Consider the following 26,383-nt stretch of genomic DNA (forward strand, 5'->3'; position numbering starts at 1 on the left):
TGCGTGGGTGCAGGTTCCCCGCTTCAGCGGCATCACGCATCCGATTCTCCGGACTCCCCCGAGGGGAGCCGGACGGGTTCAGTACGCGGTGTCGAGCCTGGTCCGCTGCTCTGCCGTCAGCTCCAGATCGACCGCAGCGAGGCTCTCGTCGAGCTGCGCCACCGAGGACGCGCCGACCAGCGGGATGACCGGTATCTCCCCGCCGATGAGCCAGGCGAGCACCACCTGGTTGACGGTGGCCCCGGCCTCCTGCGCCACCGCATGCAGAGCGGCCTTCCGCGCGGGCGTGCCCGCGTGGTCGAACTCGGGGCCGAACGGCTTGTCCTCCCGCACATAACGGCCTCCCAGCAGCGGCGAGTAGGCGACGAGCGTGAGCCCGGGGTCGTGACGGACGTAGCTGAGCAGATCCCCGCCGGCGACGCCCTGGCTGCCGTCCGCCGACATGTCCCCCGGCCGGTCGGTACGGGGTCGCAGATAGCTGTGCTGGTACTGAAGCACCTCGTAGCCGGGCAGTCCGGCCGCCGCGGCGACGGTGCGGGCCCTTTCGACCTTCCACGTCCAGTGGTTGCTGACGCCGAGCAGACCGACCGTCCCCTCGGCGACGAGCTGGGCGAACCCCTCCACGGTCTCCTCGACAGCGACCGACGGATCCTCGATGTGGGCGTAGAGCAGATCCAGTTTGTCCATGCCCAGGCGTTCCCTGCTGCGCTCGGCGGACTCCCGGATCACCTTGGCCGAGAGCCCTTCGGCGTTGTCGAGGTAGCCGGTGCCGGGGGCGAGGGGACGCGCACCGAGTTTGGTCGCGACGGTGATCTCGTTCCCGATGCCCCGGCTGCGGCGCCAGCGACCGAGCAGTTGCTCGCTCTCTCCGCCCTGACCGCCGGTGAACCAGTACGCGTAGTTGTCGGACGTGTCCACGAACGTGCCGCCGGCCTCGACGTAGCGGTCGAGGATCGCGAACGCTGTCGGTTCGTCGGTCGCCGTCCCGAACAGCATCGCTCCCAGGCTGAGTACGCTGACCTCCCGGCGGTGGTCCGGGTTCTGGCCGATGGTGCGGTATCGCATGACAGGTCCTCCCTGTTCGGCCCCGACCGGCCGGGGCGATGAGCGGGAGTCTGGGTGTTGGAGCGCTCACGAAGTCAAGGAGCCGACGGCCGACGGAGCCCCCCAGCCCCGCGACGCCGGGCCGAACGCGCCACGGTTCGGCGCCCGGTGTCCGGCCGGCGCGAACGTGCCACGGCCCCGGGTCGGTACGCGACGGAAATCCACGTGCGCCGACCGCTTCGGCCTGGCACGCTGCGCCGGTGAACCGTGAACTGATCTCCCGAATCGCCCATGCGGGCCACCCCATCGCCGCGCCGCTCGACGACGACGCTGTACGCGACCTGCTCGACCACGCCCTTCCGCGGGGCGACGAACGCGTGCTGGATCTCGGCTGCGGAGGGGGTGAGTGGCTGCTGCGCGCTCTGGCCGGCCGGCCGCAGCTGCGTGCGGAGGGCGTCGACCTCGCCGAGAGCGCTCTGGCGCACGCCCGCGAGGCCGCACAGGCACAGGGAGTCGAGGACCGTCTGGTCCTGCACCGCCAGGACGCTTCGGACTTCACCTCGCCGCACGCCTTCGACCTCGTGATCAGTGTCGGTGCGACCCACGCCTTCGGCGGCCTGCTCCCCACCCTCGCGGCAGCGCGCAAGCACCTGGCCCCCGGCGGGCGCGTTCTGGTCGGTGACGGGATATGGGAGCGCGAGCCCTCCGCGGAAGCCGTCGACATGCTCGGCGACTTCGCCGATCTGGCGACCACCATGGACCGGGTGGCCGCCGAGGGTTGGACGCCGGTTCACGGGCATGTCAGCACGCTTCGGGAGCGGGACGACTACGAGTGGTCGTGGACGGGCTCGCTGGCGTCCTGGGCGCTGGACCGGCCCGAGGACCCCGACAGCGCCGAGGCTCTTCGCGCGGCCACGATCCACCGGGAGGAGTGGCTCCGGGTCTACCGCGACACCATGGGGTTCGTGTCGCTGGTGCTGCGCCCGACGTCCGGCTGATACGGCGTCCCGCTGATAGGGCGTCAGTCCACCTGGGCGGCCACCGATTTCTCGATGTGGGCGAGTTCGGCGGCGAGGACCCTCAGCCAGTGCTCCAGGTCCATCAGCAGCGGGAGCGGCCGCCCGTGGCGCGGTTCGAGGGACAGACCGGTGGGCGGGCCGTCGGGAGGCGGCGGCCCCTCACCTGCGCAGAGCGTGGCGATCCGGTCGGTGGCGAGCTCCAGCCGGTCGGCGACCGCCCGCGCCCATGCCACGTCGTCCGGCCGTCCCGCGGCCGCAGGCGGGTCGAAGCGCGGCAGCAGCTGGACGCCGAGGAGGATGTCGTTCGCGGTGATGAGCACGGCGTGCCAGTCCGTGCCGGCCGCCGGGCGCTGCCCGGGCTCGCTCTCGAACTGGAGGTACGCCGCCTCCGCGAGCCGCAGCCGGTGCAGCGCGGGGAGCGTCGTGGGCTGCGGCTCCGGGCCCGCCGGCAGCAGGACGCGCACGGTCGCGGGGATCAGCGGACCCGCCGCGCGCAGCAGCTCGGCCATGTTCCTGTGCACCTCCCGCCGGGCGCCCGTGGGCCAGGCGAGGAGCCCGCACAGCAGCCCGATGACGCTGCCGGTGATCACGTCGATGAGCCGGACCTCGGCCAACTGCCAGGAGACGTGGGCGATCTGGGCGAAGGCGGCCGACACCACCAGGGTGAACAGCGCCTGCGCCCAGGCGACTCCCAGCATCGGCCCGAGGGCGAACGCGGCAAGCATGGCCGGTGCGAGGACCACGGCGTACGCGTCGGTGTGGTGTCCGACCGCGAGGAGCAGCGCCCCCGCCGCCGTGGCGCCGACGAGGGTGCCGATGAGGGCCGAGCGCACTGCCGACCAGGTCTCCGTCGCCGTCGTGCGGCCCAGGGTGAGCACCGCGAGTAGCACCCAGAAGCCGTGGGTGAGGTCGAGGGAGCCGGCCACCAGGCGGGCTGCTCCCAGACCGAGGGCGATCCGCACGGCGTTCTGGAACTGGACCGAGCGCAGGGTGGTGTTGCCGGCGACGCGCCGCCACCAGAGGCGGGCGGACGTGAGACCGGCGTACCAGAACAGTTCCTGCGGCTGGACGCCCGGAGTACGCCTGCCGTCGAGACCGATACGGACCGACGTCTCGAGGATCCGGGCGGACTCGGCGATCGCGAGAACCGCGGCCTGTCGGCGCAGTACCTGAAGAGGCGGCGCGGCCTCGGACGGATTCGTCGTCTGCGCCGTCCGTACCGCCTGGAACTCGTCGATCGCGGCGCCGAGCCCCATCATCCCGTACGCAGGCATCGGCTGTCCGCCGCGCAGCGCGGTCGCGGCGGTGGCACAGAGGGCCGCGACACGGTCGAGCATCGCGGCCGAGGCAGCGTCCACCGAGGCGGGGGCGTCCCGCAACCGTGCCAGCTGTACGAGGAGCCTGCGCGCGGCACCGCTGGCCTGTGCGAGGGCGCGGTCCCTGCGGCCTGCGCCGGCCGGCCGCTCGGCGGTCGGCAGCCGGGACAGCCGCAGCCGCCCGCCGAATTCCCGCAGCTTCTCGGGCGACATCTCGTCCGCCACGGACCGCCGCACGGCCGGTGTCTCGGCGGCTGTCGACTCGCGCTCGGCCGGTGGGTCGGCTTCGGGGGCGGCTCGGCCGGCCGGTGGGTCGGCGGTGGCCGCGGCTCGGCCGGCGAGGTCCACGGCATCGGCGAGGAGCTTCCGGTAGGAGACGGTGGCCGGTGCGGGCAGCAGCAGGACCTCGCAGGCCGCGAGCAGCAGGACGCCGAGGGTCAGGCCCGCCAGCCGCTGGCCCAGGGCCTCCGGCGCGTAGGGCGGGAAGCAGGCAAGGATGTAGAAGAGCTGGAGTCCGGGCGCCGCTCCGGCGGGTAGTGGTCCGCCGACGGCCGCGAAGGCCAGGAGGAAGCCGACGACGAGCATGCCGGCGACCGCCGCCCAGGTCTCCACGGCAAGGACGGTGCCCAGGGTGACGAGCACCAGGCCGACGGGCAGTGCCCGCAGGATCACCCCGGCCCGGACGCGTCCGGACCCGGGGATCGGAGAGAGCATGCCGAGCGCCACGGGGGCGAACAGGGCGTACAGCGCGACCGCGGGCCGGTCCACCGCGTAGACGAACGGGTAGAACCCGGCGCAGGACGCGGCACTCACCCGGACGGCGCGGTGCACGATCGTCGTACGGTCCGCCCTCGGCACGCGCATGGGCACGTTCCTCTCAGCCGCGGCACCGCCGGTGGGCGCCACGCACGGCCCGCCGGGCGCCCTCGTCCCATTGTCGGCTCGTGATCAACGGTCCGCAGCCCGGACGCGTCCGGATCGCGCGAGGGGCCCGACCGAGGTGACCATGGCAGGAGACCACCGGCGGGGCGCGCCTCGCCCGTCCTCTGGAGGCCCGTCACGCTGCACACCCTGCTCCCGGTCGTCTTCGCGCTCTGCGCGGCGTTCAGCAACGCCGTCGCCACCGTTCTCCAGCGCAAGGCCGCGCTCACGGTGCCGCGGTCCGAGGGGCTTCGCGCCGGGCTGATGCTGGATCTGCTGCGGCGTCCCGTCTGGCTGGCCGGGATCCTCGCGGTGATCGCCGCCGGTGTCTGCCAGGCGCTGGCACTGGCGACCGGGCCGCTCACGATCGTGCAGCCGCTGTTCGTCCTCGAACTGCCGCTCACGCTCGTCGTCGCCTCCCTGCTGATGCACCGGCATCTGCCGCGCACGGGCTGGCTGGCCGTGGCTGTCGTCGTGGGCGGTCTGGTGGTCGCGCTGGCCTCCGCGGCCCCGACCGGCAACCGCACCCATGTGGCGCTGGACCGCTGGATTCCCGCGCTGGCCGTGTGCGTGGGGGCGGTCGTCGTCCTCGCCCTGGCCGGGCTCAAGCGTCCCGAGGGCCGCGCGCGTGCGGCCTGTCTGGGCGGGGCGACCGCGATCAGCTACGCCCTGACGGCCGCGCTGATGAAGGCGTCGATGCACATTCTCGACGACCAGGGGATCACGGCGTTCTTCACCGCCTGGCAGACCTACGGCTTCGCCGCGGCCGGCGTCTGCGCGCTCTTCCTGCTGGAGAACGCGATGCAGGCCGGCCCGCTGGTGGCGTCCCAGCCCGCGCTCACCCTCGGGGACGCGGCGGTCAGTCTGGCGCTCGGCATCACCCTGTACGAGGAGGAGATCCGCTCCGGCTGGTGGCTGCTGCCCCAGCTCTGCGGTGTGGCGCTGATCGCCGCTGGAGTCCTCGCACTCTCCCGGATCCCGCTCACCCGTTCCGTCGTGGCCCCGGACGACTCGGAGTCGGAGAAGGCCACGGAAGCCCCCTGAGGACGACGGCCCGCGGTACAGCCGGCTCGCCGGGAGAGATGTCCGTATCTGTGGGTTGCCCGGCCCCACAGCCATGGCGGCGCGGACGGCGGCCGTCGAAGCTGGAGTCGTCGGACCGACCGGCACGCCGATGACGAAAGGTCTGTGACAGCGATGACGACCACCTCTCCCGCGCTCGCCGGAGTGAGCGTTCCGGACACCCGGCTCGCCCGTGAGGCGACCGAGCTGGTGCGCGACACGACCGACGAGCTGATCTACGGCCACTCCCGCCGTGTGTACTTCTTCGCCGCCCTCCAGGGCCGCAATCGTGACCTGTCCTTCGATCCCGAGCTGCTGTACGTCGGCGCGATGTTCCACGACCTGGGCCTCGGCGAGCGCTTCCGGTCCAGCGGGCGGCGTTTCGAGGTGGACAGCGCGGACGAGGCACGGCGCTTCCTGGCGGCGCGGCAGGTCCCGGAGGACAGCATCCGGCGGGTGTGGACGGCGATCGCCCTGCACACCACCCCGGGGATTCCCGAGTTCATGGAGCCCGAGGTCGCGCTGGTGACGGCGGGCGTCGAGTACGACGTCCTGGGCATCGGTTACGCGGATCTCTCCGACGCGGAGCGCGCGGCCGTCGTGGCGCTGCATCCGCGCCCCGACTTCAAGCAGCGCATCCTGGCGGCGTTCACGGACGGGATCCGGCCGAAGCCGGAGACGACGTTCGGCAACGTCAAGGCCGATGTGCTCGAACACTACGTACCGGGCTTCCAGCGGGGTGACTTCGTCCGTACGATCCTCGACTCCCCGTGGCCGGAGTGACCGGCGGCCCGGCGCCTCATGTGGTGGCCGTGGTGGCGTTCGACGAGGTGCAGTTGCTCGATGTGACGGGCCCGGCCGAGGTGTTCACCACGGCCAACGCCTACGGCGCGCGGTACGACGTCCGGATCGTCTCCACCACCGGTGCCGATGTGCGCACGTCGTCCGGGGTGCGGGTGGGGGTGGACGGCGGGCCGGAGAGCCTGCCGCGACGCGTCGGCACGGTGCTCGTGCCCGGCAGGAAGGACTGGCGCCGAGCCATCGCTGACCGGGATCTCGTCGCGTTCGCCGGCGGGCTCGCGGACCGCGCGAAGCGGGTCGCGTCCGTGTGCGCGGGCGCGTTCGTCCTGGCGGAGAGCGGAGTGCTCGACGGGCGGCGTACGGCGACCCACTGGCAGCTCGCCGGGGAGCTGGCGACCGCCTACCCCGACGTGCGGGTGGAGGCGGATCCCGTCTTCGTCCGGGACGGCAACGTGGTCACATCGGCCGGTGTCACCGCGGGGATCGATCTCGCGCTGGCGCTGGTCGAGGAGGACCACGGGCCGGACGTGGCCCGGGACGTCGCGCGCGAGCTCGTGGTGTTCATGGCCAGGCCGGGCGGACAGTCCCAGTTCAGCGCGCGCCTCACGCCCCGCGAGTCCGGGCACCCCGTGGTGCGCCGTGTGATGGACGCCGTCGGGGCCGACCCCGGCGCACCGTACGGTCTCGACTCGCTGGCCCGCGATGCGGGCGTCAGCGCACGGCACCTGACCAGGCTCTTCCGCAGCGAGATCGGAATGACGCCGGGTCAGTATCTGGAATCGGTGCGTCTGGAGGCCGCCCAGGCGCTGCTGGAGGCGAGCAGTGATCCGGTCGAGGAGGTCGCCGGCCGTTCGGGCTTCGGGTCCGCGGAGACGATGCGGCGTACGTTCCAGCAGACGCTCGGTGTCTCCCCCACGGTCTACCGCGCCCGGTTCCGTACGACGGCTGTCACGGAGTCCCGTGGTCAGCGGCTCTCCTGATGCGCCGGGTCAGATCGACGCCGTGCCGATCAACGCGTTGCGCGACACCAGGGCCGCCAGCTCCTCCTCCGAGAGCCCGTCGGTGTCCTGCGGCCGACGCGGCAGGACCATGTACCGCGTCTCCGAGGTCGAGTCCCACACCGTGATCCGGGTCTCCGGCGGCAGGTGGAGGCCGAACTCCGCCAGTACGGAACGGGGTTCACGGACCACCCGGGACCGGTATGCCTCGCTCTTGTACCAGCTCGGGGACGGACCGAGCAGCCGGATCGGGTAGCAGGAGCAGAGTGTGCAGACGATGACGTTGTGCGTGTCGGCGGTGTTCTCGACGACGCGCAGGCGCTGCGGTTGCACTCCCCCGGCCGCGAATCCCAGCTCCGCGACGGCCGCGGTGCCGTCGTCGAGCAGCCGGGCGCGGAAGGCCGGGTCGGTCCAGGCGCGGGCCGTCACCCTGGCCCCGTTGGCCGGTGAGGCCTCGCTCATGAAGGCGTCGATGACCTCGTCCAGGGCGGCGCCCGCGATCACGCCGCGCTCTTCGAGAAGTGTTTCCAGGCGGCGTACGCGACGGGAGACGGCCGCGTCGGTGTGGGTTCCGGTCACGGGCGGTCGTCCTCCAGATAGCTCTCGGACAGGTCGAGCACCACGTGGTGGTCGCCTGTGCCCCACAGCTCGCGGGCGGCGAAGCGTACGGCGTAGACCTGCTCGACCGGGGCGTCGTCGCGGCCCTGGGAGCGGATGTCGGCGAGCGGGGACCGGCCTTCGGGCTCGACCACGGTGCCCGGCTTGCCGCGGGCGTAGCGCGGGAGCCGGGTGTGGTGCGGCGGGTCGTGGTGGATCGTCCGCACGCGCGCGCCGGGCACGAAGCGGTCGGCGGTGTCAGTCATCGAGCTCACCGGCCTCGATGACACCCTTGGCCTCCAGGAGGGCGACGATGGCGTGGAGCCAGCGCTCGTAGTACGAGGCTGCCAAGTAGTCGGACGGCGGCATGGATTCGACGGCGTCGCGGAACTCGTCGAGGTTGAAGACGTTGCCCGCGACCAGGGCGCGGTTCAGTGCGAAGACCCTGGCTTCCCAGTCCGCGTGGAAGGGCTCGGTGTCGTCGGTGGTGTCGATGGGGCCGAAGCCCTCCATGCCGCCGACGTCGTTGATCCTGGCCATGGCACCAGCCTAGGACTTCCGGTGGCGCGGGACACGGCCGGCCACGGAGCCGGACCGAGCACGGTGACCGCGGCGGCCCACGCCGTGACAGTGCGCTGCCGTCCCGCCCGGGCCGCGGGGTCAGTCGTTCGGCGGAGTGGAGCTGATGTCCCCCAGCGCCGATGTGGGGTCGCGCTCGATGGCGAGATCTCCGAGGCCGATGATGCCCACGGGCTTCCCGCCGTCGATCACGGGCAGCCGGCGCAGCGAGTGCTTGCGCATCAGTTGCACGGCGCGCAGTACGTCGTCGTCGGCGGCGACCGTGACCGGTTCGTCGCTGCAGGCTTCCTGTGCGGTGGTGTCGTCGGGGTTCCGCCCCTCTGCCATCACCCTGACGACCAGGTCCCGGTCGGTGACCAGGCCGCGCAGCCGGTCCCCGTCGATGACGAGGACGGCGCCGATGTCCGCGTCCCGCATCCGGTGCGCGACCTCGCTGACGGCGGTGAGAGCGCCGACGGTGACCGGCGGGCCGGTCATGATCTCGCGAACCTTCTGTGTCATCTCACAGTCCTCCTCCGACGGACGACCGCGTGCCCGCGGTCGCCGGTTCCGCCGCTCGGGTACCCGCCAGGATCGACGCCACGCTCACGGTGCACGAACACACCAATCGGTGGAAAGTGGGTGTGTTCCCGGCCGGAATCCGGGTACCGACGGCCCGTACCGGAGCGTGGCGTTCGGCCGCGCGGACCGGCGCACCACGGGAATCGGACGCACAAGGAGTACGAGGAGAAGGCCATGCCGCGAGGTTCCAGCCCCCAGCGCGAGCGTCAGTACGAGCACATCAAGGAGGGTGCCGAGAAGCGCGGCGCCTCCACCGGCCGTGCCGAGGAGATCGCCGCACGCACCGTGAACAAGGAGCGCGCGCGTTCCGGCGAGGCGAGGACGGCGAGCAGGACGTCCACGCAGGACAGGAAGTCCGCCTCCCAGCGTGGCGGCGAGCGTTCGCACAGCGGTGCGCAGGGGCCCACGAAGGACCAGCTGTACGCCGAGGCGAAGAAGAAGGGCGTCGAGGGACGGTCCTCGATGACGAAGGCCCAGCTGGCCAGGGCCGTCGGCCGCTGAGTCCGCGGGCCGCGACGCGCGGCCCCGACTCCGCACGCTTCCCATGAGCGGCCTCCTCGACGCGCTTCCCGCCGCGCAGCAGCGTCTGCTGAGCCCCGCCCCCTCCGGGGGCGAACTCGCGACGCACCCCATGCTGGCGGTGCTCAGCGACCGCCGCGTCTTCGACGACACCTGGGTCTTCGAGCGCAAACTCGACGGCATCCGGGCGCTGACCGTCCGCGCCCCCGACGGCACGCGACTGCTGTCGCGCACGGGCCGCGCCATGAACAACAGCTATCCCGAACTGGTGGAGGCGCTGGCCGCGCAGTCGTGCGAGGACTTCACCGTGGACGGCGAGATCGTCGCGTACTCCCACGGCCGCACCGACTTCGGCAGGCTCCAGCAGCGCATGCAGCTGACCGACCCGCGGAAGGCACGCGCGAGCGGGGTCGCGGTGACGTACTACCTCTTCGATCTGCTCACGCTGGACGGGAAGGATCTCCGGCGTCTGCCGCTGCGGACGCGCAAGTCCCTGCTGCGGCGTGCGCTGGACTTCGCTCCCCCCGTGCGCTTCACACCGCACCGCAACCAGGGTGGGCAGCGCGAGCTGGACGAGGCGTGCGCCCGGGGCTGGGAGGGCCTCATCGCCAAGCGGGCCGAGGGGACGTACCTGCCGCGGCGTTCACCCGACTGGCTGAAGCTCAAGTGCGCTCGGGCGCAGGAGTTCGTCATCGGCGGATTCACCGAACCGGCGGGCAGCCGGGTCGGCTTCGGCGCTCTGCTGATCGGCTACTACGCGGACGGAGACCTGAGGTACGCGGGGAAGGTGGGCACCGGCTACGACCAGGCCGCACTCCACCGGCTGCGCGGAACGCTGGACGGCCTGGGGCGGCGGCAGTCCCCCTTCGACGGGGTGATCCGCGAGCGGGGCGTGCACTGGGTGGAGCCGCGGCTCGTCGCGCAGGTCGGGTTCACCGAGTGGACGCGGGACGGCATGCTGCGCCACCCCCGGTTCCTCGGGCTGCGCGACGACAAGGAACCGGCCGACGTGGTCAGGGAAGAACCGGCGGCCGGCTGACACGGCCGGCACGGCCCGCACAGGAAAGGCGGCTCACATGGCCGGGAAGGACGAACTGTCGGAGTACCGCAGGAAGCGGGACTTCGACAGGACCCGAGAGCCGCAGGGCGGTGCCCCGTCGTCCGGACCGGCCCCCCGGTTCGTCGTTCAGCTGCACGACGCGCGCAGCGTCCACTTCGACTTCCGGCTGGAGGTCGACGGCGTGCTGAAGTCCTGGGCGATCCCCAAGGGGCCCTCGCACGATCCGCACGACAAGCGCCTCGCGATGCCGACCGAGGACCATCCGCTGGACTACCGGGACTTCGAGGGCGTCATCCCCGAGGGGCAGTACGGCGGCGGCACGGTGATCATCTGGGACGAGGGCACGTACCGGCCGAAGGGCAGCCCGGAGGAGTTCGAGAAGGCCCTGGAGAAGGGCCATGCCTCATTCTGGCTCGACGGCCGCAAACTGCGCGGAGGGTACGCGCTCACGCGGTTCCGCGGCGGGGACGGCGACGACGACCGCGAGGCATGGATGCTGGTGAAGCGGAACGACACCCATGCCTCCGACCGGGACGCGCCCGACCCGAACCGGGCCCGCTCCGCCCGCAGCGGCCGCACGCTCGGGCAGATCGCCGCCGACCCGGACGCCGACCGGTGGGAGAGCGACCGGTCCTGACGCCCGGCGGGCGCGGGCGGCGTCAGGCGCTCCGGTGCACCGTCGTCAGCCAGTCGACCAGGAGGCGGTTGACCTCGTCCGCCCGTTCCTGCTGAATCCAGTGGCCGCAGCCCTCGATGATGTGCGAGGAGACCAGGCCCGGCAGCGTCGCGGGGAAGGCCTTGATGGCGTCCGCCAGCCAGGCGGTGGACGCGTCGCGTTCGCCGCCGATGAACAGCGAGGGCTGGGTGAGCGGCGCGCCGTCCCAGGCTGCGAGGTCCTCCCAGTCGCGGTCGATGTTGCGGTACCTGTTGAGCCCTCCGGTCAGCCCGGACCGCTCGAACTCCGCGGCGTAGACGTCGAGATCGGCCTCGGTGAGCCAGGCCGGCCGGACATCGTCGGTGAAGCGGTCGCGCAGTCGCGCCCCCGGCGGGACGAAGAACAGGCTGCCGTCGCCGCCCGACGGCGCGGTGTCGCCGGAGAGCGCGGCGTAGAACCCGGCGAGCCAGCCGCGTACATCGGGCTCGATCTCCGATTCGGCGCGGCCCGGCGCCTGGAAGTAGCTCATGTAGAACTCGGCCGCCCCGCCGAACTGGGCGAAGAGTTCCGTCGGCCGCCCGCCGCCCCGCGGTGCGTACGGCACGCTGAGCAGGGCGGCGGCGGTGAAGACGTCGGGGCGCAGCAGTGCCGAGTTGGAGGCGATGGGTGAGCCCCAGTCGTGCCCGACGATCGTCGCGGTCTCCTCGCCCAGGGCGTGGACGACACCGACGTTGTCGGCGACATGGGCGAGCATCCGGTAGGCGTCCACGGCGCGGGGCTTCGAGGAACGTCCGTAGCCGCGGACGTCGATGGCGACGGCGCGGAACCCCGCGGCGGCCAGGGCGGGAAGCTGGTGGCGCCAGGAGTACCAGGACTCGGGGAAGCCATGGACCATGAGGACGAGCGGTCCGCTCCCCTGTTCCACCAGGTGGATACGGCCACCCGGAACATCCACCAGACGGTGTACGGCCTCATCGGCCGGCGGCGCGGATGTGCCGTTGGGCTGCGACATGGTTCCTCCCCTGGAACGACTGCTTCTGTCGGCGGCCGTCAGCACCGCCGCCGCTGCCCACGATCATGCCGGGGCGGAGGGCGGCGGTGCGACGGATGTTGCCGATCCGGCAAACCGGCCGCCCGCCTACTCGCCGGGGGTGTCCCACAGTTCGCGGCTGCGATCCGCTACGAGTGCGCCGAGACGGGCCAGGGCCTCGTCCGCGGGCAGTGCCTTCAGCCGGCGTCCGTCCCGAAGCCGCAGGGCGACCAGGTCGTCGGCAGCCTCCTCGGAGCCGATCACCGCCTGGTGCGGGACGAGCCGGGCGGCCCTGATCCGCGCACCCAGACTGCCCTGCTCCGGCCCCGCCAGATCGGCCCGCAGCCCCTGTTCGACGGCCCGCCGCACCACCTCGGCGGAGCGCGGCACCTGTGCGTCGGTCACCGGCAGGACGACCAGTTGGGTGGGTGCCAGCCAGGCCGGGAAGGCGCCGCCGTACAACTCGATGAGGTGCGCGACGGCCCGCTCCACGCTGCCGATGATGCTGCGGTGGACCATGACCGGGCGGTGTTTCGCGCCGTCGGCGCCGATGTAGTGCAGATCGAACTGCTCGGGCTGGTGGAAGTCGATCTGCACGGTCGACAGGGTCGCCTCCCGGCCGGCGCCGTCGGCGACCTGGACATCGATCTTGGGGCCGTAGAACGCCGCCTCGCCCTCGACGGCCTCGTACCGCACGCCCGACACGTCGAGCACCTCCCGCAGCAGCAGGGCCGCCCGCTGCCACATCCCCGGGTCCGCCACGTACTTCCCGCCCCCGCCGGGCAGCGAGAGCCGGTAGCGGACGGGCCGGATGCCGAGGACGTCGTACGCCTCACGGATCAGCTCCAGAGCAGCCCGTGCCTCCTCGGCCACCTGATCGGGGGTGCAGAAGACATGGGCGTCGTTGAGATGGATGGCCCGCACGCGGGTCAGCCCGCCGAGCACACCCGAGAGTTCGGAGCGGTACATGCCTCCGAGTTCCGCCATTCTGAGGGGCAGCTCGCGGTAACTGTGCGGTCGGGACCGGTACATGAGCGCGTGGTGGGGACACAGGCTCGGACGCAGCACCACCTGCTCCCCTCCGATGTCCATGGGCGGGAACATGTCCTCGCTGTAGTGGGACCAGTGGCCGGAGATCTCGTACAGCTCCCGCTTGCCGAGCACCGGCGAGTACACATGCCGGTAGCCGGCCCGCTGTTCGGCGCCGCGGATGTACTCCTCCAGCGCATGCCGCACGACCGCTCCGTCGGGCAGCCAGTACGGCAGACCGGCGCCGATCAGCGGGTCGGTGTCGAACAGGTCCAGTTCACGTCCGAGCCTGCGGTGGTCGTGCATGGCGGTCTCCTCGCGGAAAGGGAGCGAGTGACCGCACGGCGAAGCCCCGGGGCACTCGCCCCGGGGCTTCGGCTTGGGTCAGCAGTCAGCGCGCCGGGACACTCTCCGGCGTCGTCGTCACATCGGCGCGCTTCATGCCCCGGACGCTAGCAGGCACAGCGGCTCGGGGCCCACGATTTTCCGTGTCCCTCGCACCAGGGGTCACCGGGCCGGCCCGGCCAGGGCAGCGCGCAACTGGTCGCAGACGTCCGCCACGTCCGCCACGCGGGGTACACGGCCGGCTGCGAACATCGCGACCTGGAGCCCGGGACCGTACGCGTCGTGCCGGGCCAGGTCATCGGCGCGGGCGGGCTGGACGACGAAGTGGATGTGGCCGGGTACGCGGCCGGCGTGCGACCAGAGGCATACGTAGACCTGCTCGGGACTCGTCACCGCGGTGACGGCCTCACTGGTCCGGCGCAGCAGCGGGCCGAGTTCGGCGGACTCCTCGGCGGTGAGGTCCGCGACGTGCACGACGTGCCGGAGCGGCTTGACCACCAGGGTGCCCAGGCCGAGCGGTCCGACGCAGTGCTCGACGGTCCAGTGACCGGTCCTGCCGATCGTCCCGCCCGGCAGCGGCTCGGTACCGGCGATCAGATCGCACGCGAGACATCCCCCACCGCTCCCGTCCTCGCTGTGCTCAGTACTCGCCCCCCACCGCGCTCCCCCTCCGTCAGGTCTGCTCTGCCGGGTCCGGGAAAGGCAGCGGGCATCCGGGGCTCGCCGCACATACCGTCAGATCCTCGCAGCCCACGGCCGGCGCGGAGACGATGAACGAGCAGCAGGCGCTCTCCCGCCGGGCGAGGTCGCGCGCCGGCCCGTCGGCCGGACGGTCGGGAACCAGCCGCACCGACCCGTGGCCGCACCCGCTCCACACGATGCAGGGAGCGGGCGAACAGGGCGTCGGATTCCGCGAGCCTCCGTCGCTCCCCCGTCGGCAGCGTGCAGGTCTCCGGCACCCTCACGGCCAGGTCCGCACCCACTTCCGTGGAGCACGCACTCCCCTCGTGCGGCGCGTCTTCTCCGACGGTAGACCTGTACCCGAGTACCGGACGCAAGCCCGATCGCGGTCGGCGACGATCCGCTGCCCACGTACGATGCTGACCGGTGTCATCGCCGCCGCGCACCTCCCGCTCCCTGGGGTAACTCTGAATTCCGTCGTCGCCGAGATCCTCTCCGTCGCCCTGCTGCTCGCCGTACTGGCCTTCGCCGTGGCGCGCCCTCGCGGATGGCCGGAAGCCGTCGCCGCGGTCCCCGCGGCCGCGCTCCTCGTGGCCCTCGGCGCGGTCTCCCCCGCCGAGGCCTGGGAGCAGACCCAGAGCCTGCTCCCGGTCGTGGGCTTCCTCGCCGCGGTCCTGGTCCTCGCTCAGCTCTGCGCGGTCGACGGGCTGTTCACCGCGGCCGGCGACGTCGTCGCCCGGGCCTGCCGGGGGCGCGCCGACCGGTTGCTGGGGGGCGTGTTCGCGGCGGCGGCGCTGATCACCGCCGTCCTGAGCCTCGACGCGACCGTCGTGCTGCTGACCCCGGTGGTGTTCGCCGCCGCCACCCGCGTCGGAGCCAGACCGCGCCCGCATGTGTACGCCACGGCCCATCTGGCCAATTCGGCCTCGCTGCTGCTGCCGGTGTCCAACCTGACCAATCTGCTGGCCTTCACCGCCAGCGGTCTGACCTTCACCCGGTTCGCGGTGCTGATGGCGCCCGCCTGGCTGATCGTCATCGTGATCGAGTACGTGGTCTTCCGCCGCTTCTTCGCCGCCGACCTGGCCGCCGGCGCACCGGACGAGCCGAAGGCCGCACGGGTCGGCGTACCGGTCTTCACCCTCGTCGTCCTGGGGCTGACGCTCGCCGGGTTCGTCGTCGCCTCGCTCCTGGGCGTCGAGCCGGCCTGGGCGGCACTGGGCGGCGCCGTCGTCCTCGGCGTCCGGGCGCTGGCCCGTCGCAAGACGTCCGTGCGCGCCATGGTCGGCGCGGCGAGCCCACAGTTCTGTCTGTTCGTCCTCGCGCTGGGCGTCGTCGTCAAGGCGGTCGTCGACCACGGGCTGGAGAGCGGGATCAGCCAGGTGCTGCCGCACGGCGACAGCCTGGGCGCGCTGCTGGCGATCGCGGCCCTCGCGGCCGTCCTGTCCAATCTCATCAACAACCTCCCCGCGATCCTCGCCCTGCTGCCGATCGTCGCGTCGAGCGGCCCGGGTGCCGTGCTGGCGGCGCTGATCGGCGTGAATCTCGGGCCGAACCTCACCTACGTCGGCTCGCTCGCCACCCTTCTGTGGCGCCGGGTGCTGCGCGAGCACGACACCGACTCCGGTCTCGGTGACTTCACCCGCCTCGGTCTGTGGACTGTGCCTCCGACCCTTGTCGCCGCCACCATGGCCCTGTGGGCAATGCTTCAGGCGACCGGAGGGGGCTGAATCCGTGGCGGTGATCATCTGGATCACGGAGGGCACGTGGCGTGCGTGCGTGGATGCCGCCCGGGCGCAGGTTCCCGCCCGGGCCGATGTGACCCTGCTGTACGTCACCGGCGACGATGTGGCCGAGGCCGCTCACGGAGCGTTCGCGGGTCTGCTCGGCCGCGGCCACCCGGAACGCGACCCGGGCGACCAAGTGGCGGCCCTCTCGGCGTCCGCCGCAGCCGAACTGCTGGACCGGGCCGCTGAGCGCCTCGGCAGACCCGCCGAGCGCCGTTTCGCGCACGGTCGCGTGGAGCGTGAGGTCGTCACCGCCGCGGAGGGTGCCGATCTGCTCGTCTGCGCCCGGGACGGCGACCCGCACCGCCTGGGCCCCCGCAGCCTCGGTCCCGCCACGCGCTTCGTCGTTGATCACGCTCCGTGTCCGGTACTGCTGGTGTGGCCCGGGACCGCGCCCGGTATCGACCGTCTTCCGCCGCCTCCGCCGCCTCCGCCGCCTCCCCCGCCCTCCCCTCCGCCGCCTCCCCCGCCTCCCGGCTGACGCTCCGTGGCAGCCGCGCGCGGTCTCGAATGGCGAAGCGGGGACCGCCGGGCGAAGAATGGATCAGACCCGCGTCCGGGGAGGTCTTGATGCTGATGCCGAACGAACCTGTGGTCGCCGAGCTTCTGAGCAACTACCGTCTGCAGGAACGCCGCATGCTGCGCAACCCGGCCGATGCCGAGATCAGCGCGAGCTTTCGGGATGCCGCAACCACGTTGTGCGTCCTCATGGGCCGGCGCACCGCCCTCGAGGCGGTACGTCTGGCGGAGAGCTATCTCGGAGTACGCCCGCGCGGCAGTAGCCCCACCACGGCCTGAGCAGGAGTGACGATGAGCATTGCAGGTGAATCCGGCCGAGCCCAGCAGATGCGGGACAAGGCACAGCAGCTGAGTGAAGCCGCTGAGCAGTCGACGGACCCGCGCAGGCGTCAGCGACTGCAGGAGAAGGCGCGCAAGCTCCAGGACCAGAGCGAGGTCGAGCGCGGGCTCGGCGCCGACGACGGCAAGCCCTCGCAGTAGCGGCCCCCGCTCCCGGTTGTCCGGCAGCGGCCCGGCGGTCACACCACCTGGATACCGACGACGCAGGTGTCGTCGTCGGTGTCCGCCCTGCTGTGCGTGAGCAGCCGGTCCAGCCGGTGCTCCAGCGAGGGCGTGGCCAGGCCCGCGGTGACGATCAGATGGCGCAGGGAGTCCTGGAGCGAGGAGTCCCTGCGCTCGACCAGTCCGTCCGTGTACATCAGCAGGGTGTCGCCGACCTCCAGCTGGACCTCGCCCTCCTCGTACGCCGCCTGTGCGACGGCGCCGAGGAGCATGCCCTTGATGAGCGGCAGGTTGGCGGTCGTCTCGCCGCTCACGAGGACGGGCGGCAGATGCCCGGCCCGCGCCCAGCGCAGGGTGCGGCGGTCCGGGTCGTACAGTCCGCAGACGGCCGTGGCCGTGACCTGTTCGGTCAGATGGTGGGCCACGATGTTGAGCCAGGTCAGCAGCTGTGCCGGTCCGGCGCCGGTGACGGCGAGACCGCGCAGCGCGTTGCGCAGCACGATCATGCTGGTGGCCGCCTCGATGCCGTGGCCCGCGATGTCGCCCACGCAGACGAGGACCTGCTTGGAGGGCAGAACGAAGGCGTCGTACCAGTCACCGCCGACCAGGTGCTCGGTCTCGGCGGGCCGGTAGCGCACGCCGACGCGCAGACCGGGAGCGTCGAGGGGACCGCGTGCGGGCGGCATGATCGCGTGCTGGAGCTGCAGGGCGAGCCGGTTGCGTTCGGCCGACTCCTGCTCGGTGTGGGCCAGTTGGTCGCGCGTCGCGGCCAGGGCGACCTCGGTCCAGTGCTGCGACGAGATGTCCTGGTAGGCGCCGCGTACGGCGAGGAGCCGGGCGGCGGGGTCCAGCACCGGTTCGGCGATGACACGGACGTGGCGGGTGACCCCGTCGGGGCGTTGCAGCCGGAAGGCGGTGGAGGCGGGCCGCCGTTTGTGCAGCAGGGTCCGCAGGAACCGTCCGATGGCGACCGCGTCGTCGGGGTGGGCGTGGGCGGGCAGTTGCTCCAGTGAGACCGGCGCGGCGGTGGCCGGCAGCCCGTAGAGGCTGCTGAGCTGCTCGTTCCAGGTGATCTCCCCGGTGACGGTGTTCTCCTCGAATCCTCCTATACGGCCCAGGCGTTGGGCGTGCTGAAGGAGACTGGCGAGCCGGGCCGCCTGGTCCTCGATCCGCCAGATGAGCAGCACCGCGCCACCGTGCCTGCTGATGCCGACGTCGGCGACGGCCTCCAGCGGCACCTGGTCGACCAGCGCGGTGAGGGCCATCCGGGAGGCGCGGAACGCCTCGCCCGTGGCCCACACCCGCTCGGCCTGCTCGAACAGTCCTCCGTCACCGGCGGCCATGGGGTAGGCCTCCAGCATCAGCGTTCCGGCCACGGCGCCTCGGGGGCGCCCCGCCGGATCGATGAAGCTGCGGTTGGCGTGGTGGATCCGGAAGTCGGCGAGGTGGCCTTCCGTGTCGAGGTGGGGCAGCAGGACGAGGGCCGGGTCGTGGAGGCAGTCGATGAGGTCGACCAGTTCGGCGAGGTCCTGCTGGAGCGGGCTCGCGGCGGACGGGGAGCCGGGAACCGCCGGCGGGTGCGACCCCAGCGTGTGGGCGCAGAGTTCGGCCAGAGCTTCCATCTGGCGCTGGATCTGCGGCGGCTGCGGCGGCAGATGGTGGGGCCAGCAGATCTCCAGGACGCCGAGGATGCGGCCCCCGGTACCGGCGGGTACGGCGACGCGCCCGCCGTCCGTGGTGGGCTCGTCGTGGATGGACGGCACACCGGCTTCGGCGAACTCCCGCAGCCACACGGTCCGGCGCTCCGCCAGCGCCTGGCGGGCCACGGTCGCCACACCGGGCGGCACATAACGCCAGCGCCCGGCCTCCTCCGTGGGGAAACCGGCGTGGCCCGCGAGGGTGAGGGAGCCGTCGTGGCCCGCGGACCAGACGGCGACGGCGGTGGCACCGAGGGGGATGAGCGCGTGCTCCAGGAGCGATTCGGCGACGGCCTGGGTGTCGTCGGCGGCCAGTGCGGCGCTCTCGGCGGTACGCAGCCGTACCGCGGCGGACCGGACGGTGTCGTCCGGCGGCGCGGCGGTGCCCGCCTTGGCCACGAAGTCCCCGACCGCTTCGGAGAGACGGTCGCGCGCCGTCTCGTTGATGATGTCGGCCGCCAGCTCCAGCTGGGTGAGACCGGCCTGGTCGGCGAGGTCCGCGAGCTGCCGTGCCGCCTCGGCGGGGCCGCATCGCAGGCGCTCGACCAGCATGCCCTTGGCGAGCTCGATCAGCGCGCGCCCGTCCGCGGCGGCGTGGGCCGCCTGCACCTCCTTGCGGAGCCGGTCGACGGTCGCGGCCAACCGCCCGACCGCGGACGAACGGTCGTCCGCCGCCGGAGCCGGGTCCACGGTGCGGGCCATCACGAGATCACCGCCCCGGGCCGCGGGCACGGCGCCGGGGGCGTGTCCCGGCGGACCGTCGTCGCGGCCCGGTTCACCGGGTGGCTGAGTGTTCACGTACCGCTGCTCCTGGGCGACATGGTGAAGGGACGGGCGTCGTGGGCGGGAAGGTTCCGCCCGGCGGCGGAGGACCTAGGTGGTGACCCACCGGCGGACGCAGGCGATCAGATCGTCGGCGTCCAGTGGTTTGGTGACATAGTCGCTCGCCCCGGCGGCCAGGCACTTCTCGCGGTCGCCCGGCATCGCCTTCGCGGTCACCGCGATGATGGGCAGGCTGCTGTGCGCCGGCATGCGCCGGATCTCCGCGGTGGCCGCGTAGCCGTCCATCTCCGGCATCATCACGTCCATCAGGATGAGGTCGATGCCGGGGTGCTCGGCGAGGGTGTCGATGCCCTTGCGTCCGTTCTCGGCGTGCAGGACCTGGATGCCGTGGAGTTCCAGGATGCCGCTGAGCGCGTAGAGGTTGCGGGCGTCGTCGTCCACGACGAGCACCGTGCGCCCGGCGAGGGTGGCGTCCGTGTCCTGCGGCGAGGTGTGCGCCGCTTCCTCGATCCGCATCAGCGGCAGGACGTCGCCCGGCTGGTCCGCCGACAGGTACAGCGCGATGCGCTCCCTCAACTCGTCCAGGCTGGAGAGCAGCTCCAGAGGCCGGCTCTCGGCGCGCATCTGGAGGGTGCGCTCCTGGGCCGCGCCCAGCCGGCGGTTGTTGTGGGCCAGCACCGGTACGTTGCGCAGCGCCGCGTCGCCGTCCATCGCCTCCAGGAAGCGGAAGGCCTCGCCGTCGGGCATGTCCAGATCGAGTACGACACAGTGACATGCCTCGGCCGCCAGCGCGGCAGCCGCCTCCTGGGCTCCGACCGTGCCGATGACGTCGACCGTCGCACGAGGGTCGGCCAGTTCGCGCCCGCCGCTGAACTCGGCCACGACACTCTCGGTGACCAGCGACATCAGCCCACGAGGACGCTCCTCGATGACCAGCAGGCGCCGGCGCCGCGGGGGCGGCTCGATGGCGATCCGTGCGGGCCGGGCGCCGAGGTCGACCGCCTTCTCACCGCGCGGCTCCGCACCGATCTGGCGGGGCAGGGCGCCGTCCTTGAACTCGGTGTGCGTCACCGGCAGATACAGCGTGAAGGTGCTGCCCTGGCCCGGTGTGCTCTCGGCCGTGACGGCTCCGCCGAGCAGATACGCGATCTCGCGGCTGATGGAGAGTCCGAGCCCGGTACCGCCGTACTTGCGGCTCGTGGTGCCGTCGGCCTGCTGGAAGGCACCGAAGATCGCCTCCAGTTGCTGCTCGGCGATGCCGATCCCGGTGTCCCGGACGCGGAACGCGACGACCGGGCCGCCACGGGGAAGCGCTCGCGGCAGTTCGCTGTCGGCGGCCGGTTCGATCCGCAGCTCGACGCTTCCCCGTTCGGTGAACTTGACCGCGTTGGACAGCAGATTGCGCAGCACCTGACGCAGCCGTGAGTCGTCCGTGAGCAGGTCGGAAGGCGCGCCGGGGGCCGTGGTGATGGTGAAGTTGAGACTCTTCTGGGTGGTCAGCGGCCGGAAGGTGGCCTCGACGTACTCCAGCAGCCGGCGCAGCGACACCCGTTCGGGGTTGATGTCCATCTTGCCGGCCTCGACCTTGGACAGGTCCAGGATGTCGTTGATCAGCTGGAGGAGGTCGGAGCCCGCGGAGTGGATGATGCCCGCGTACTCGACCTGCTTGGGTGTGAGGTTCCTGGTGGGGTTCTGCGACAGCAACTGGGCCAGGATCAGCAGGCTGTTGAGCGGCGTACGCAGCTCATGGCTCATGTTGGCCAGGAACTCCGACTTGTACTTCGAGGTGAGCGAGAGCTGCTGGGCTCGGGTCTCCAGCTCTCCCCTGGCCTGCTCGATCTCCAGGTTCTTGGCCTCGATGTCCCGGTTCTGCTCGACCAGCAGCGCCGCCTTCTCCTCCAGTTCGGCGTTGGAGCGCTGCAACTCCTCCTGCTGGACCTGCAGTTCCTCGGAGCGGGCCTGGAGCTCGCCCGTCAGACGCTGGGACTCGCCCAGCAGCTCGTCGGTGCGGGCGTTGGCGACGATGGTGCTCACGTTCACGCCCACGGTCGCCATGAGCCGTTCGAGGAAGTCGCGGTGGAGGGCGGTGAAGGCGGTGAAGGAGGCCAGTTCGATGACGCCCAGAACCTGTTCCTCGACCAGGATCGGCAGCACGATCAGACTGCCCGGCGCGGTTTTGCCCAAGCCGGACGAGAGGGTGACGTAGTCGCCGGGCACGCCGTCCGCGGCGATCACCCGGCGGCTTCGGGCCGCCTGGCCGACCAGGGACTCCCCGAGCGCGAACCGGGTGATCTCGAAGGATCCCGCGGGACGGCCGTAGGCGCTGACCAGGGTCAGTTCGGTGCCCTGCCGTCCGTCGACGGCGAGATAGAACGCGCCGTACTGGGCGTTCACCAGCGGGGTGAGCTCGTCCATGATGTTCTCGGCGACCACGGCGAGATCACGGTGGCCCTGCATCAGACCGGAGATTCTCGCCAGGTTCGTCTTGAGCCAGTCCTGTTCCTGGTTGGCCCGTGTCGTCTCGCGCAGGGACCCCACCATCGAGTTGATGTTGTCCTTGAGTTCGGCGACCTCGCCGGAGGCGTCGACGGTGATGGACCGGGTCAGGTCTCCCTCGGCGACCGCGCTGGTGACTTCGGCGATGGCCCGGACCTGGCGGGTGAGGTTCCCGGCCAGCTCGTTCACGTTCTCGGTCAGGCGCTTCCACATGCCCGAGACGCCCTCGACCTCGGCCTGCCCGCCGAGGCGTCCTTCGCTGCCGACCTCGCGCGCCACACGGGTGACCTCGGCCGCGAACGAGGACAGCTGGTCGACCATGGTGTTGATGGTGGTCTTCAGCGCGAGGATCTCGCCGCGGGCGTCGACGTCGATCTTCTTCGACAGGTCGCCGTTGGCGACGGCGGTGGTGACCAGGGCGATGTTGCGGACCTGGTTGGTGAGGTTGTTCGCCATCGAGTTGACGTTGTCGGTGAGGTCCTTCCAGGTGCCGGCCACGTTGGGCACACGCGCCTGCCCGCCGAGCCGCCCCTCGGTGCCCACCTCGCGGGCCACACGGGTCACCTCGTCCGCGAACGCGGACAGGGTGTCGACCATGGTGTTGATGACGCCGGCGAGGGCCGCGACCTCGCCCTTCGCCTCGATGGTGATCTTCTGCGACAGATCACCACGGGCGACGGCCGCGGCGACCTGGGCGATGGAACGGACCTGGCCCGTCAGGTTGGACGCCATGACGTTGACGTTGTCGGTGAGGTCCTTCCAGGTGCCGGAGACTCCGCGCACGGTCGCCTGGCCGCCGAGGTTGCCCTCCGTACCCACCTCGCGGGCCACACGGGTCACCTCGTCGGCGAACGCGGAGAGTTGGTCGACCATCGTGTTGATGGTGTTCTTCAGCTCCAGGATCTCGCCGCGGGCGGTGACGTTGATCTTCTGCGAGAGATCGCCCTCGGCCACGGCGGTCGCCACCTGGGCGATCGAGCGCACCTGGGCCGTGAGGTTTCCGGCCATGAAGTTGACCGAATCCGTCAGATCGCGCCACACACCACCGACGCCCGGCACCTCGGCCTGGCCACCGAGGCGGCCGTCCGTTCCCACCTCACGCGCCATACGCGTGACCTCACCCGCAAAGGCGGAGAGCTGGTCGACCATCGTGTTGATGGTGTTCTTCAGTTCCAGGATCTCGCCGCGCGCATCGACGGTGATCTTCTGCGAAAGATCGCCCTCGGCGACCGCGGTCGTCACCTGGGCGATGTTGCGGACCTGGTTGGTCAGGTTGCCGGCCATGAAATTGACCGAGTCCGTCAGATCGCGCCACACACCACCGACACCGGGCACCTCGGCCTGACCGCCGAGGCGGCCCTCGCTGCCCACGTCGCGTGCCATGCGCGTGACCTCGTCGGCGAAGGCCGAGAGCTGGTCCACCATCGTGTTGACGGTGTCCTTCAGCTCCAGGATCTCACCGCGGGCGTCGACGTCGATCTTCTGCGAGAGGTCTCCCTTGGCGACCGCCGTGGCCACCTGGGCGATGTCCCGCACCTGTGTGGTGAGATTGCCGGCCATGGCGTTCACCGAGTCGGTGAGGTCGGCCCAGGTGCCGGAGACACCGGGGACCTCGGCCTGCCCGCCGAGCGTTCCCTCGGTGCCCACCTCCCGGGCCACGCGGGTCACTTCGGACGTGAAGAGCGAGAGCTGGTCCACCATGCCGTTGAAGACGGTGGCGATGTCCCCGAGCAGTCCGTCGGCCTCGTCGGGAAGGCGGGTGCCGAAGTCCCCGTCGCGAACCGCGGTCAACCCGACCAGCAGCTGGCGCAGTTCGGGTTCTCCGACCTTGCCCGTGCCGCGCGCGACCCCGCCCCCCGCGGGACGCGATACGGACTTCTCAACCATGCCAACCTCGTTCCAGTTCTTCACAAACCGCCGGAGAACCCACGCAATGTGCGCGGATTCTGCTGCATGGAAATTCGTCAAAGGCTAGCTCAGCGCGCGGGACACCCACAAAGAGCTCCGGCGCCGCCCGGCACCGGAGCCCAGAGGTCATCAGCATGCTGTCGCCCCCCTGCCGACCGCCGCTCCCCGGCGCCGGCCGCTGGAGAACCTTACCTGGGCGGCGGTTTCATGTCTACATCGGCCACAATAGATTTGTTTTGATCAAGGAGCCAACTAGTCTCCCCCGGCCCGGATGTGCACCGCCTGGCCGGATCCACGGGACGGAGCCGGAATCCAGGAGCTTTCCGCCGACCGCCCGGGCAGGATGTGGCCGTGAACCAACTGCTGCTCGGCATCGCCGCCAACCCGTCCCTGCCGTCGGACCTGACCGATCGTTTGATCGCGGTCGCGATTGCGGATGCGGATGCGGATGCGGATGCGGCCGACGATCTCGCCTCGGCCCTCGCCCACCGCACGGACCTCAGCCGCGCTCAGACCCTCGCGCTCGCCGCGCGCTGCGACGACGACGCAGCGGCGCTCGTCCACAGCGGCGGGCTGACCGCCGCCGACATCGACCCGGCGACTCGGCCGCGGGCCGCGCTCGCCCTGCTCGACGCAGGTGCCGCACCGCCCGAATGGGCACGCCGCCTCGCGGAGGACGCCGACGCCGGGCGACGGTGGGCTCTGGCCTCCTGCCCTGATCTCCCGCCGGACGTGACGGAGAGACTGGCCGCGGACCCGGACCTGGACGTCGTCGGGGAGCTGGCGGCGTTCACGACGCCGGAGACGGCCACCCGGCTGGCCGGACATCCGCACGCCGAGGTCCGCCGGGCAGTGGCGGCCAACGAGGCGACACCACCGGCCGTGCTGGCCGCGCTGGCCACAGGCGCCTGCGCGTATCCCGCCGAACGGTGCCTGGTCTGCGACCGCGAAGAGATTCCCTTCGTGCACGACCCGTACTGCCCGCGACCCGACTGCGACCTCCGGGCGGGAGCTTCCTGTGACGGCTCCCACGAGTCCACGGTGTACGACACCCAGCTGGCCGCGCTCCAGAACCCGGCCACACCGGTCGAAGCGCTCACGGGATGCGCCGACCATCCCTCCGTGCTGCTGCGCCGCGAACTGGCCGCCCGCACGGGCCTGTCGCCGGAGGTGTGCGCGCGACTGGCCACCGACTCCGACCCCGGAGTGCGAGGTGAACTCGCCGGGAATCCGTCGCTCGGCGAGCCCTTCATCCGCGCCCTGGAAGCGGACACGGGCTACGACGTGCGGCGCCGGCTGCTGCACCATCCGCGCATACCCCTGGACGTGCTCACACGGCTGGCGGATCTCGTCACGGTCGGCCCGACCCTGCTGCCACGGATCGCCACCGCCTCGGCGGCGGAGCTGGCCGACCTGAGCACGTCGCCGACCGCGGCCGTACGGATGCTGCCGGCCGAACGTCGCGACCTGCCGCCCGCGGTCCGCGACACACTGGCCGCCGACCGGGACGCCAGGGTGGCCAAGGCCGTGGCGCCGCATCCCGGCCTCACCGACACCCAACTGCGGGCGATGGTCACCGCCCACGGCGTCCAGGTCGTCGCCGGGGTGGCCGCCAACCCGGACGCGTCACCGACGCTTCTCGCGGACCTCGCGCGGCACAGCCCGCCGGCCCGCAAGGCGCTCACCGCGATCGCGCGACGCGCGGACGCACCGGCCGCGGCCCTGATCGCCTGCCTCAGGGACAGGAAGGCACGACGCCCGGCCGCCGGCCATCCGACCCTGCCGGCGTCGGTCATCGCCGGACTGCTCGCGGATGACGACTGGCACGTGGTGGAAGCGGCGGCGTCCAACCCGTCACTGCCGGTCGGCGTGATGAGGGAGGCGGTGGCCCGGGAGGAGGCTCGTGCCGCGGCCGCCGCGGGGACGAGCTGAGGGCGGACGCGCGTTCGACGCGTGCCATGCGACCGGCCTCCCGAGGGGACCGGAGCGCGGCGACGTGAGGCCAAGTGAACCGCCCGGTGACACTCCCGGGCGACATCACGGCCCGGCACTCGCCATTCGAAATCGAACAGGCGTACCATTCCGCTGTGGCCGAAAAGTACGACTTCCCCGACGACCTCCGTGACGCGCAGCTCGAGCTGCACCAGGCACAGGCGGAATACAGGGCGCTGTGCCGAAGGCTGCCGTGGTCGGTGGAGCCGGAACCGGGCTGGACGAGCGAGAAGCAGATGCTCAACGAACGCGTGGTGTCGTTCCCGGCCAGCCCGGGATACTCGGCCGAGGAGCGCGCGCAGGTGGAGGATTTCCGGCGACGGATCCTCGACCTGTCGGTGACGGTGAGCACGCACCCGTACTGGACGTCGCTGACGGCGGGCGTGGTGGACGCGCGCATGGCGCTGAAGCACACCGGCGGGACGGGCGACGAGGACGCGGCAGCCTGAGGCTGGTGGCGGTTGTCGGCCACCTCCTGTCCACGAA

The 26,383-nt window shown here is 71.8% G+C and carries 23 protein-coding genes and 1 pseudogene; 13 read left to right on the forward strand and 11 right to left on the reverse strand.

Translation table 11 applies throughout. The features are described from left to right. Positions 1-78: 78 nt before the first annotated feature. The gene (locus ACFWU3_RS21615; RefSeq protein WP_384439850.1) at positions 79-1,065 is read right to left on the reverse strand and encodes an aldo/keto reductase; all 987 of its coding nucleotides are present in this window, start codon (positions 1,063-1,065) and stop codon (positions 79-81) included. 239 nt (positions 1,066-1,304) lie between these two features. On the opposite strand from ACFWU3_RS21615, the gene ACFWU3_RS21620 reads away from it, so the two are divergent. Beyond that, a complete protein-coding gene (locus ACFWU3_RS21620; RefSeq protein WP_384439853.1) occupies positions 1,305-2,042 on the forward strand; it encodes an SAM-dependent methyltransferase in 738 nt (245 codons plus the stop codon). 23 nt (positions 2,043-2,065) lie between these two features. Here ACFWU3_RS21620 and ACFWU3_RS21625 read toward each other — a convergent pair whose 3' ends face one another. Further along, positions 2,066-4,243, reverse strand: coding sequence for an FUSC family protein (locus ACFWU3_RS21625; protein ID WP_384439856.1), 2,178 nt, complete (start codon positions 4,241-4,243; stop codon positions 2,066-2,068). A 198-nt stretch (positions 4,244-4,441) separates the two neighbouring features. Here ACFWU3_RS21625 and ACFWU3_RS21630 point away from each other — a divergent pair, with 198 nt between their 5' ends. The 3 genes from ACFWU3_RS21630 to ACFWU3_RS21640 all read left to right on the forward strand — a co-directional run bounded on the left by ACFWU3_RS21630 (position 4,442) and on the right by ACFWU3_RS21640 (position 7,143). Further along, a complete protein-coding gene (locus ACFWU3_RS21630; RefSeq protein WP_384440056.1) occupies positions 4,442-5,344 on the forward strand; it encodes a DMT family transporter in 903 nt (300 codons plus the stop codon). Positions 5,345-5,497: 153 nt separating this feature from the next. Further along, positions 5,498-6,145 (forward strand): HD domain-containing protein, encoded by a 648-nt coding sequence (locus ACFWU3_RS21635; RefSeq protein ID WP_384439859.1) that lies wholly within the window; start codon positions 5,498-5,500, stop codon positions 6,143-6,145. Then, complete coding sequence (locus tag ACFWU3_RS21640) at positions 6,133-7,143, forward strand: GlxA family transcriptional regulator (RefSeq protein ID WP_384439862.1); 1,011 nt, start codon at positions 6,133-6,135, stop codon at positions 7,141-7,143. Before ACFWU3_RS21635 ends, ACFWU3_RS21640 begins: the two co-directional genes overlap by 13 nt. 9 nt (positions 7,144-7,152) lie before the next feature. On the opposite strand, the gene nthA is transcribed toward ACFWU3_RS21640, so the two are convergent. The 4 genes from nthA to ACFWU3_RS21660 all read right to left on the reverse strand — a co-directional run bounded on the left by nthA (position 7,153) and on the right by ACFWU3_RS21660 (position 8,838). Then, a complete protein-coding gene (gene nthA / locus ACFWU3_RS21645) occupies positions 7,153-7,740 on the reverse strand; it encodes a nitrile hydratase subunit alpha (protein ID WP_384439865.1) in 588 nt (195 codons plus the stop codon). Further along, positions 7,737-8,024: an SH3-like domain-containing protein gene (locus ACFWU3_RS21650; protein WP_384439868.1), complete on the reverse strand. Its 288-nt coding sequence runs from the start codon at positions 8,022-8,024 to the stop codon at positions 7,737-7,739. The genes nthA and ACFWU3_RS21650 overlap by 4 nt, the downstream gene beginning before the upstream one ends. Further along, positions 8,017-8,298 carry a hypothetical protein gene (locus tag ACFWU3_RS21655; protein WP_327677567.1) on the reverse strand — a complete coding sequence of 94 codons (282 nt, stop codon included), beginning with the start codon at positions 8,296-8,298 and terminating at the stop codon, positions 8,017-8,019. Before ACFWU3_RS21655 ends, ACFWU3_RS21650 begins: the two co-directional genes overlap by 8 nt. A 120-nt stretch (positions 8,299-8,418) precedes the next feature. Beyond that, the gene (locus ACFWU3_RS21660) at positions 8,419-8,838 is read right to left on the reverse strand and encodes a CBS domain-containing protein (protein ID WP_384439871.1); all 420 of its coding nucleotides are present in this window, start codon (positions 8,836-8,838) and stop codon (positions 8,419-8,421) included. A gap of 234 nt (positions 8,839-9,072) precedes the next feature. Between ACFWU3_RS21660 and ACFWU3_RS21665 the strand changes: the two genes are divergently transcribed. From ACFWU3_RS21665 to ACFWU3_RS21675, 3 genes are read left to right on the forward strand one after another with little or no spacing between them, the layout of a single operon-like run. Next, the gene (locus tag ACFWU3_RS21665; RefSeq protein WP_384439874.1) at positions 9,073-9,399 is read left to right on the forward strand and encodes a plasmid stabilization protein; all 327 of its coding nucleotides are present in this window, start codon (positions 9,073-9,075) and stop codon (positions 9,397-9,399) included. Between the two features lie 43 nt (positions 9,400-9,442). Next, positions 9,443-10,456, forward strand: a complete 1,014-nt coding sequence (ligD, locus tag ACFWU3_RS21670) for a non-homologous end-joining DNA ligase (protein ID WP_384439877.1) — start codon at positions 9,443-9,445, stop codon at positions 10,454-10,456. Positions 10,457-10,493: 37 nt separating this feature from the next. Further along, positions 10,494-11,114: a DNA polymerase ligase N-terminal domain-containing protein gene (locus tag ACFWU3_RS21675; RefSeq protein ID WP_384439880.1), complete on the forward strand. Its 621-nt coding sequence runs from the start codon at positions 10,494-10,496 to the stop codon at positions 11,112-11,114. Between the two features lie 22 nt (positions 11,115-11,136). On the opposite strand, the gene ACFWU3_RS21680 is transcribed toward ACFWU3_RS21675, so the two are convergent. The 3 genes and pseudogenes from ACFWU3_RS21680 to ACFWU3_RS21690 all read right to left on the reverse strand — a co-directional run bounded on the left by ACFWU3_RS21680 (position 11,137) and on the right by ACFWU3_RS21690 (position 14,265). Further along, a complete protein-coding gene (locus tag ACFWU3_RS21680; protein ID WP_384439883.1) occupies positions 11,137-12,144 on the reverse strand; it encodes an alpha/beta fold hydrolase in 1,008 nt (335 codons plus the stop codon). A 126-nt stretch (positions 12,145-12,270) separates the two neighbouring features. After that, positions 12,271-13,509, reverse strand: a pseudogene (thrS, locus tag ACFWU3_RS21685) (threonine--tRNA ligase); the annotation flags it as partial. A gap of 189 nt (positions 13,510-13,698) precedes the next feature. After that, entirely contained in the window at positions 13,699-14,265 is a 567-nt protein-coding gene (locus ACFWU3_RS21690) for an HIT family protein (protein ID WP_384439886.1), read from the reverse strand. 368 nt (positions 14,266-14,633) lie between these two features. On the opposite strand from ACFWU3_RS21690, the gene ACFWU3_RS21695 reads away from it, so the two are divergent. The 4 genes from ACFWU3_RS21695 (at position 14,634) to ACFWU3_RS21710 (ending at position 17,000) form a co-directional block, all read left to right on the forward strand. Beyond that, positions 14,634-15,944: an SLC13 family permease gene (locus ACFWU3_RS21695; RefSeq protein ID WP_384439889.1), complete on the forward strand. Its 1,311-nt coding sequence runs from the start codon at positions 14,634-14,636 to the stop codon at positions 15,942-15,944. Positions 15,945-15,948: 4 nt separating this feature from the next. Next, positions 15,949-16,482: a universal stress protein gene (locus tag ACFWU3_RS21700; protein WP_384439892.1), complete on the forward strand. Its 534-nt coding sequence runs from the start codon at positions 15,949-15,951 to the stop codon at positions 16,480-16,482. 89 nt (positions 16,483-16,571) lie between these two features. Continuing rightward, positions 16,572-16,799: a DUF5133 domain-containing protein gene (locus ACFWU3_RS21705; protein ID WP_313942552.1), complete on the forward strand. Its 228-nt coding sequence runs from the start codon at positions 16,572-16,574 to the stop codon at positions 16,797-16,799. Positions 16,800-16,811: 12 nt separating this feature from the next. Beyond that, entirely contained in the window at positions 16,812-17,000 is a 189-nt protein-coding gene (locus ACFWU3_RS21710) for a DUF6381 family protein (RefSeq protein ID WP_313942553.1), read from the forward strand. 38 nt (positions 17,001-17,038) lie between these two features. Here ACFWU3_RS21710 and ACFWU3_RS21715 read toward each other — a convergent pair whose 3' ends face one another. Further along, positions 17,039-19,420 carry a SpoIIE family protein phosphatase gene (locus tag ACFWU3_RS21715; RefSeq protein WP_384440059.1) on the reverse strand — a complete coding sequence of 794 codons (2,382 nt, stop codon included), beginning with the start codon at positions 19,418-19,420 and terminating at the stop codon, positions 17,039-17,041. A gap of 171 nt (positions 19,421-19,591) precedes the next feature. Beyond that, positions 19,592-23,884, reverse strand: coding sequence for a HAMP domain-containing protein (locus ACFWU3_RS21720; RefSeq protein WP_384439896.1), 4,293 nt, complete (start codon positions 23,882-23,884; stop codon positions 19,592-19,594). Positions 23,885-24,256: 372 nt separating this feature from the next. Here ACFWU3_RS21720 and ACFWU3_RS21725 point away from each other — a divergent pair, with 372 nt between their 5' ends. Both ACFWU3_RS21725 and ACFWU3_RS21730 read left to right on the forward strand, forming a co-directional pair. After that, positions 24,257-25,837 (forward strand): hypothetical protein, encoded by a 1,581-nt coding sequence (locus tag ACFWU3_RS21725; RefSeq protein WP_384439900.1) that lies wholly within the window; start codon positions 24,257-24,259, stop codon positions 25,835-25,837. A gap of 155 nt (positions 25,838-25,992) precedes the next feature. After that, positions 25,993-26,346 (forward strand): hypothetical protein, encoded by a 354-nt coding sequence (locus ACFWU3_RS21730; protein ID WP_384439903.1) that lies wholly within the window; start codon positions 25,993-25,995, stop codon positions 26,344-26,346. Positions 26,347-26,383: the final 37 nt, after the last annotated feature.

Source organism: Streptomyces sp. NPDC058685 (genome assembly GCF_042714725.1).
GTDB lineage: Bacteria > Actinomycetota > Actinomycetes > Streptomycetales > Streptomycetaceae > Streptomyces.

Excerpts from the sequence above, each read along its gene's own strand:
- ligD (WP_384439877.1), top strand. The coding sequence starts at position 9,443 with ATGAGCGGCCTCCTCGACGCGCTTCCCGCCGCGCAGCAGCGTCTGCTG.
- ACFWU3_RS21635 (WP_384439859.1), top strand. The coding sequence starts at position 5,498 with ATGACGACCACCTCTCCCGCGCTCGCCGGAGTGAGCGTTCCGGACACC.
- ACFWU3_RS21680 (WP_384439883.1), bottom strand. The coding sequence starts at position 12,144 with ATGTCGCAGCCCAACGGCACATCCGCGCCGCCGGCCGATGAGGCCGTA.
- ACFWU3_RS21665 (WP_384439874.1), top strand. The coding sequence starts at position 9,073 with ATGCCGCGAGGTTCCAGCCCCCAGCGCGAGCGTCAGTACGAGCACATC.
- ACFWU3_RS21695 (WP_384439889.1), top strand. The coding sequence starts at position 14,634 with ATGCTGACCGGTGTCATCGCCGCCGCGCACCTCCCGCTCCCTGGGGTA.
- ACFWU3_RS21675 (WP_384439880.1), top strand. The coding sequence starts at position 10,494 with ATGGCCGGGAAGGACGAACTGTCGGAGTACCGCAGGAAGCGGGACTTC.
- ACFWU3_RS21705 (WP_313942552.1), top strand. The coding sequence starts at position 16,572 with ATGCTGATGCCGAACGAACCTGTGGTCGCCGAGCTTCTGAGCAACTAC.
- ACFWU3_RS21650 (WP_384439868.1), bottom strand. The coding sequence starts at position 8,024 with ATGACTGACACCGCCGACCGCTTCGTGCCCGGCGCGCGCGTGCGGACG.
- ACFWU3_RS21655 (WP_327677567.1), bottom strand. The coding sequence starts at position 8,298 with ATGGCCAGGATCAACGACGTCGGCGGCATGGAGGGCTTCGGCCCCATC.
- ACFWU3_RS21660 (WP_384439871.1), bottom strand. The coding sequence starts at position 8,838 with ATGACACAGAAGGTTCGCGAGATCATGACCGGCCCGCCGGTCACCGTC.
- ACFWU3_RS21715 (WP_384440059.1), bottom strand. The coding sequence starts at position 19,420 with ATGGCCCGCACCGTGGACCCGGCTCCGGCGGCGGACGACCGTTCGTCC.
- ACFWU3_RS21710 (WP_313942553.1), top strand. The coding sequence starts at position 16,812 with ATGAGCATTGCAGGTGAATCCGGCCGAGCCCAGCAGATGCGGGACAAG.
- ACFWU3_RS21615 (WP_384439850.1), bottom strand. The coding sequence starts at position 1,065 with ATGCGATACCGCACCATCGGCCAGAACCCGGACCACCGCCGGGAGGTC.
- ACFWU3_RS21625 (WP_384439856.1), bottom strand. The coding sequence starts at position 4,243 with ATGCGCGTGCCGAGGGCGGACCGTACGACGATCGTGCACCGCGCCGTC.
- ACFWU3_RS21720 (WP_384439896.1), bottom strand. The coding sequence starts at position 23,884 with ATGGTTGAGAAGTCCGTATCGCGTCCCGCGGGGGGCGGGGTCGCGCGC.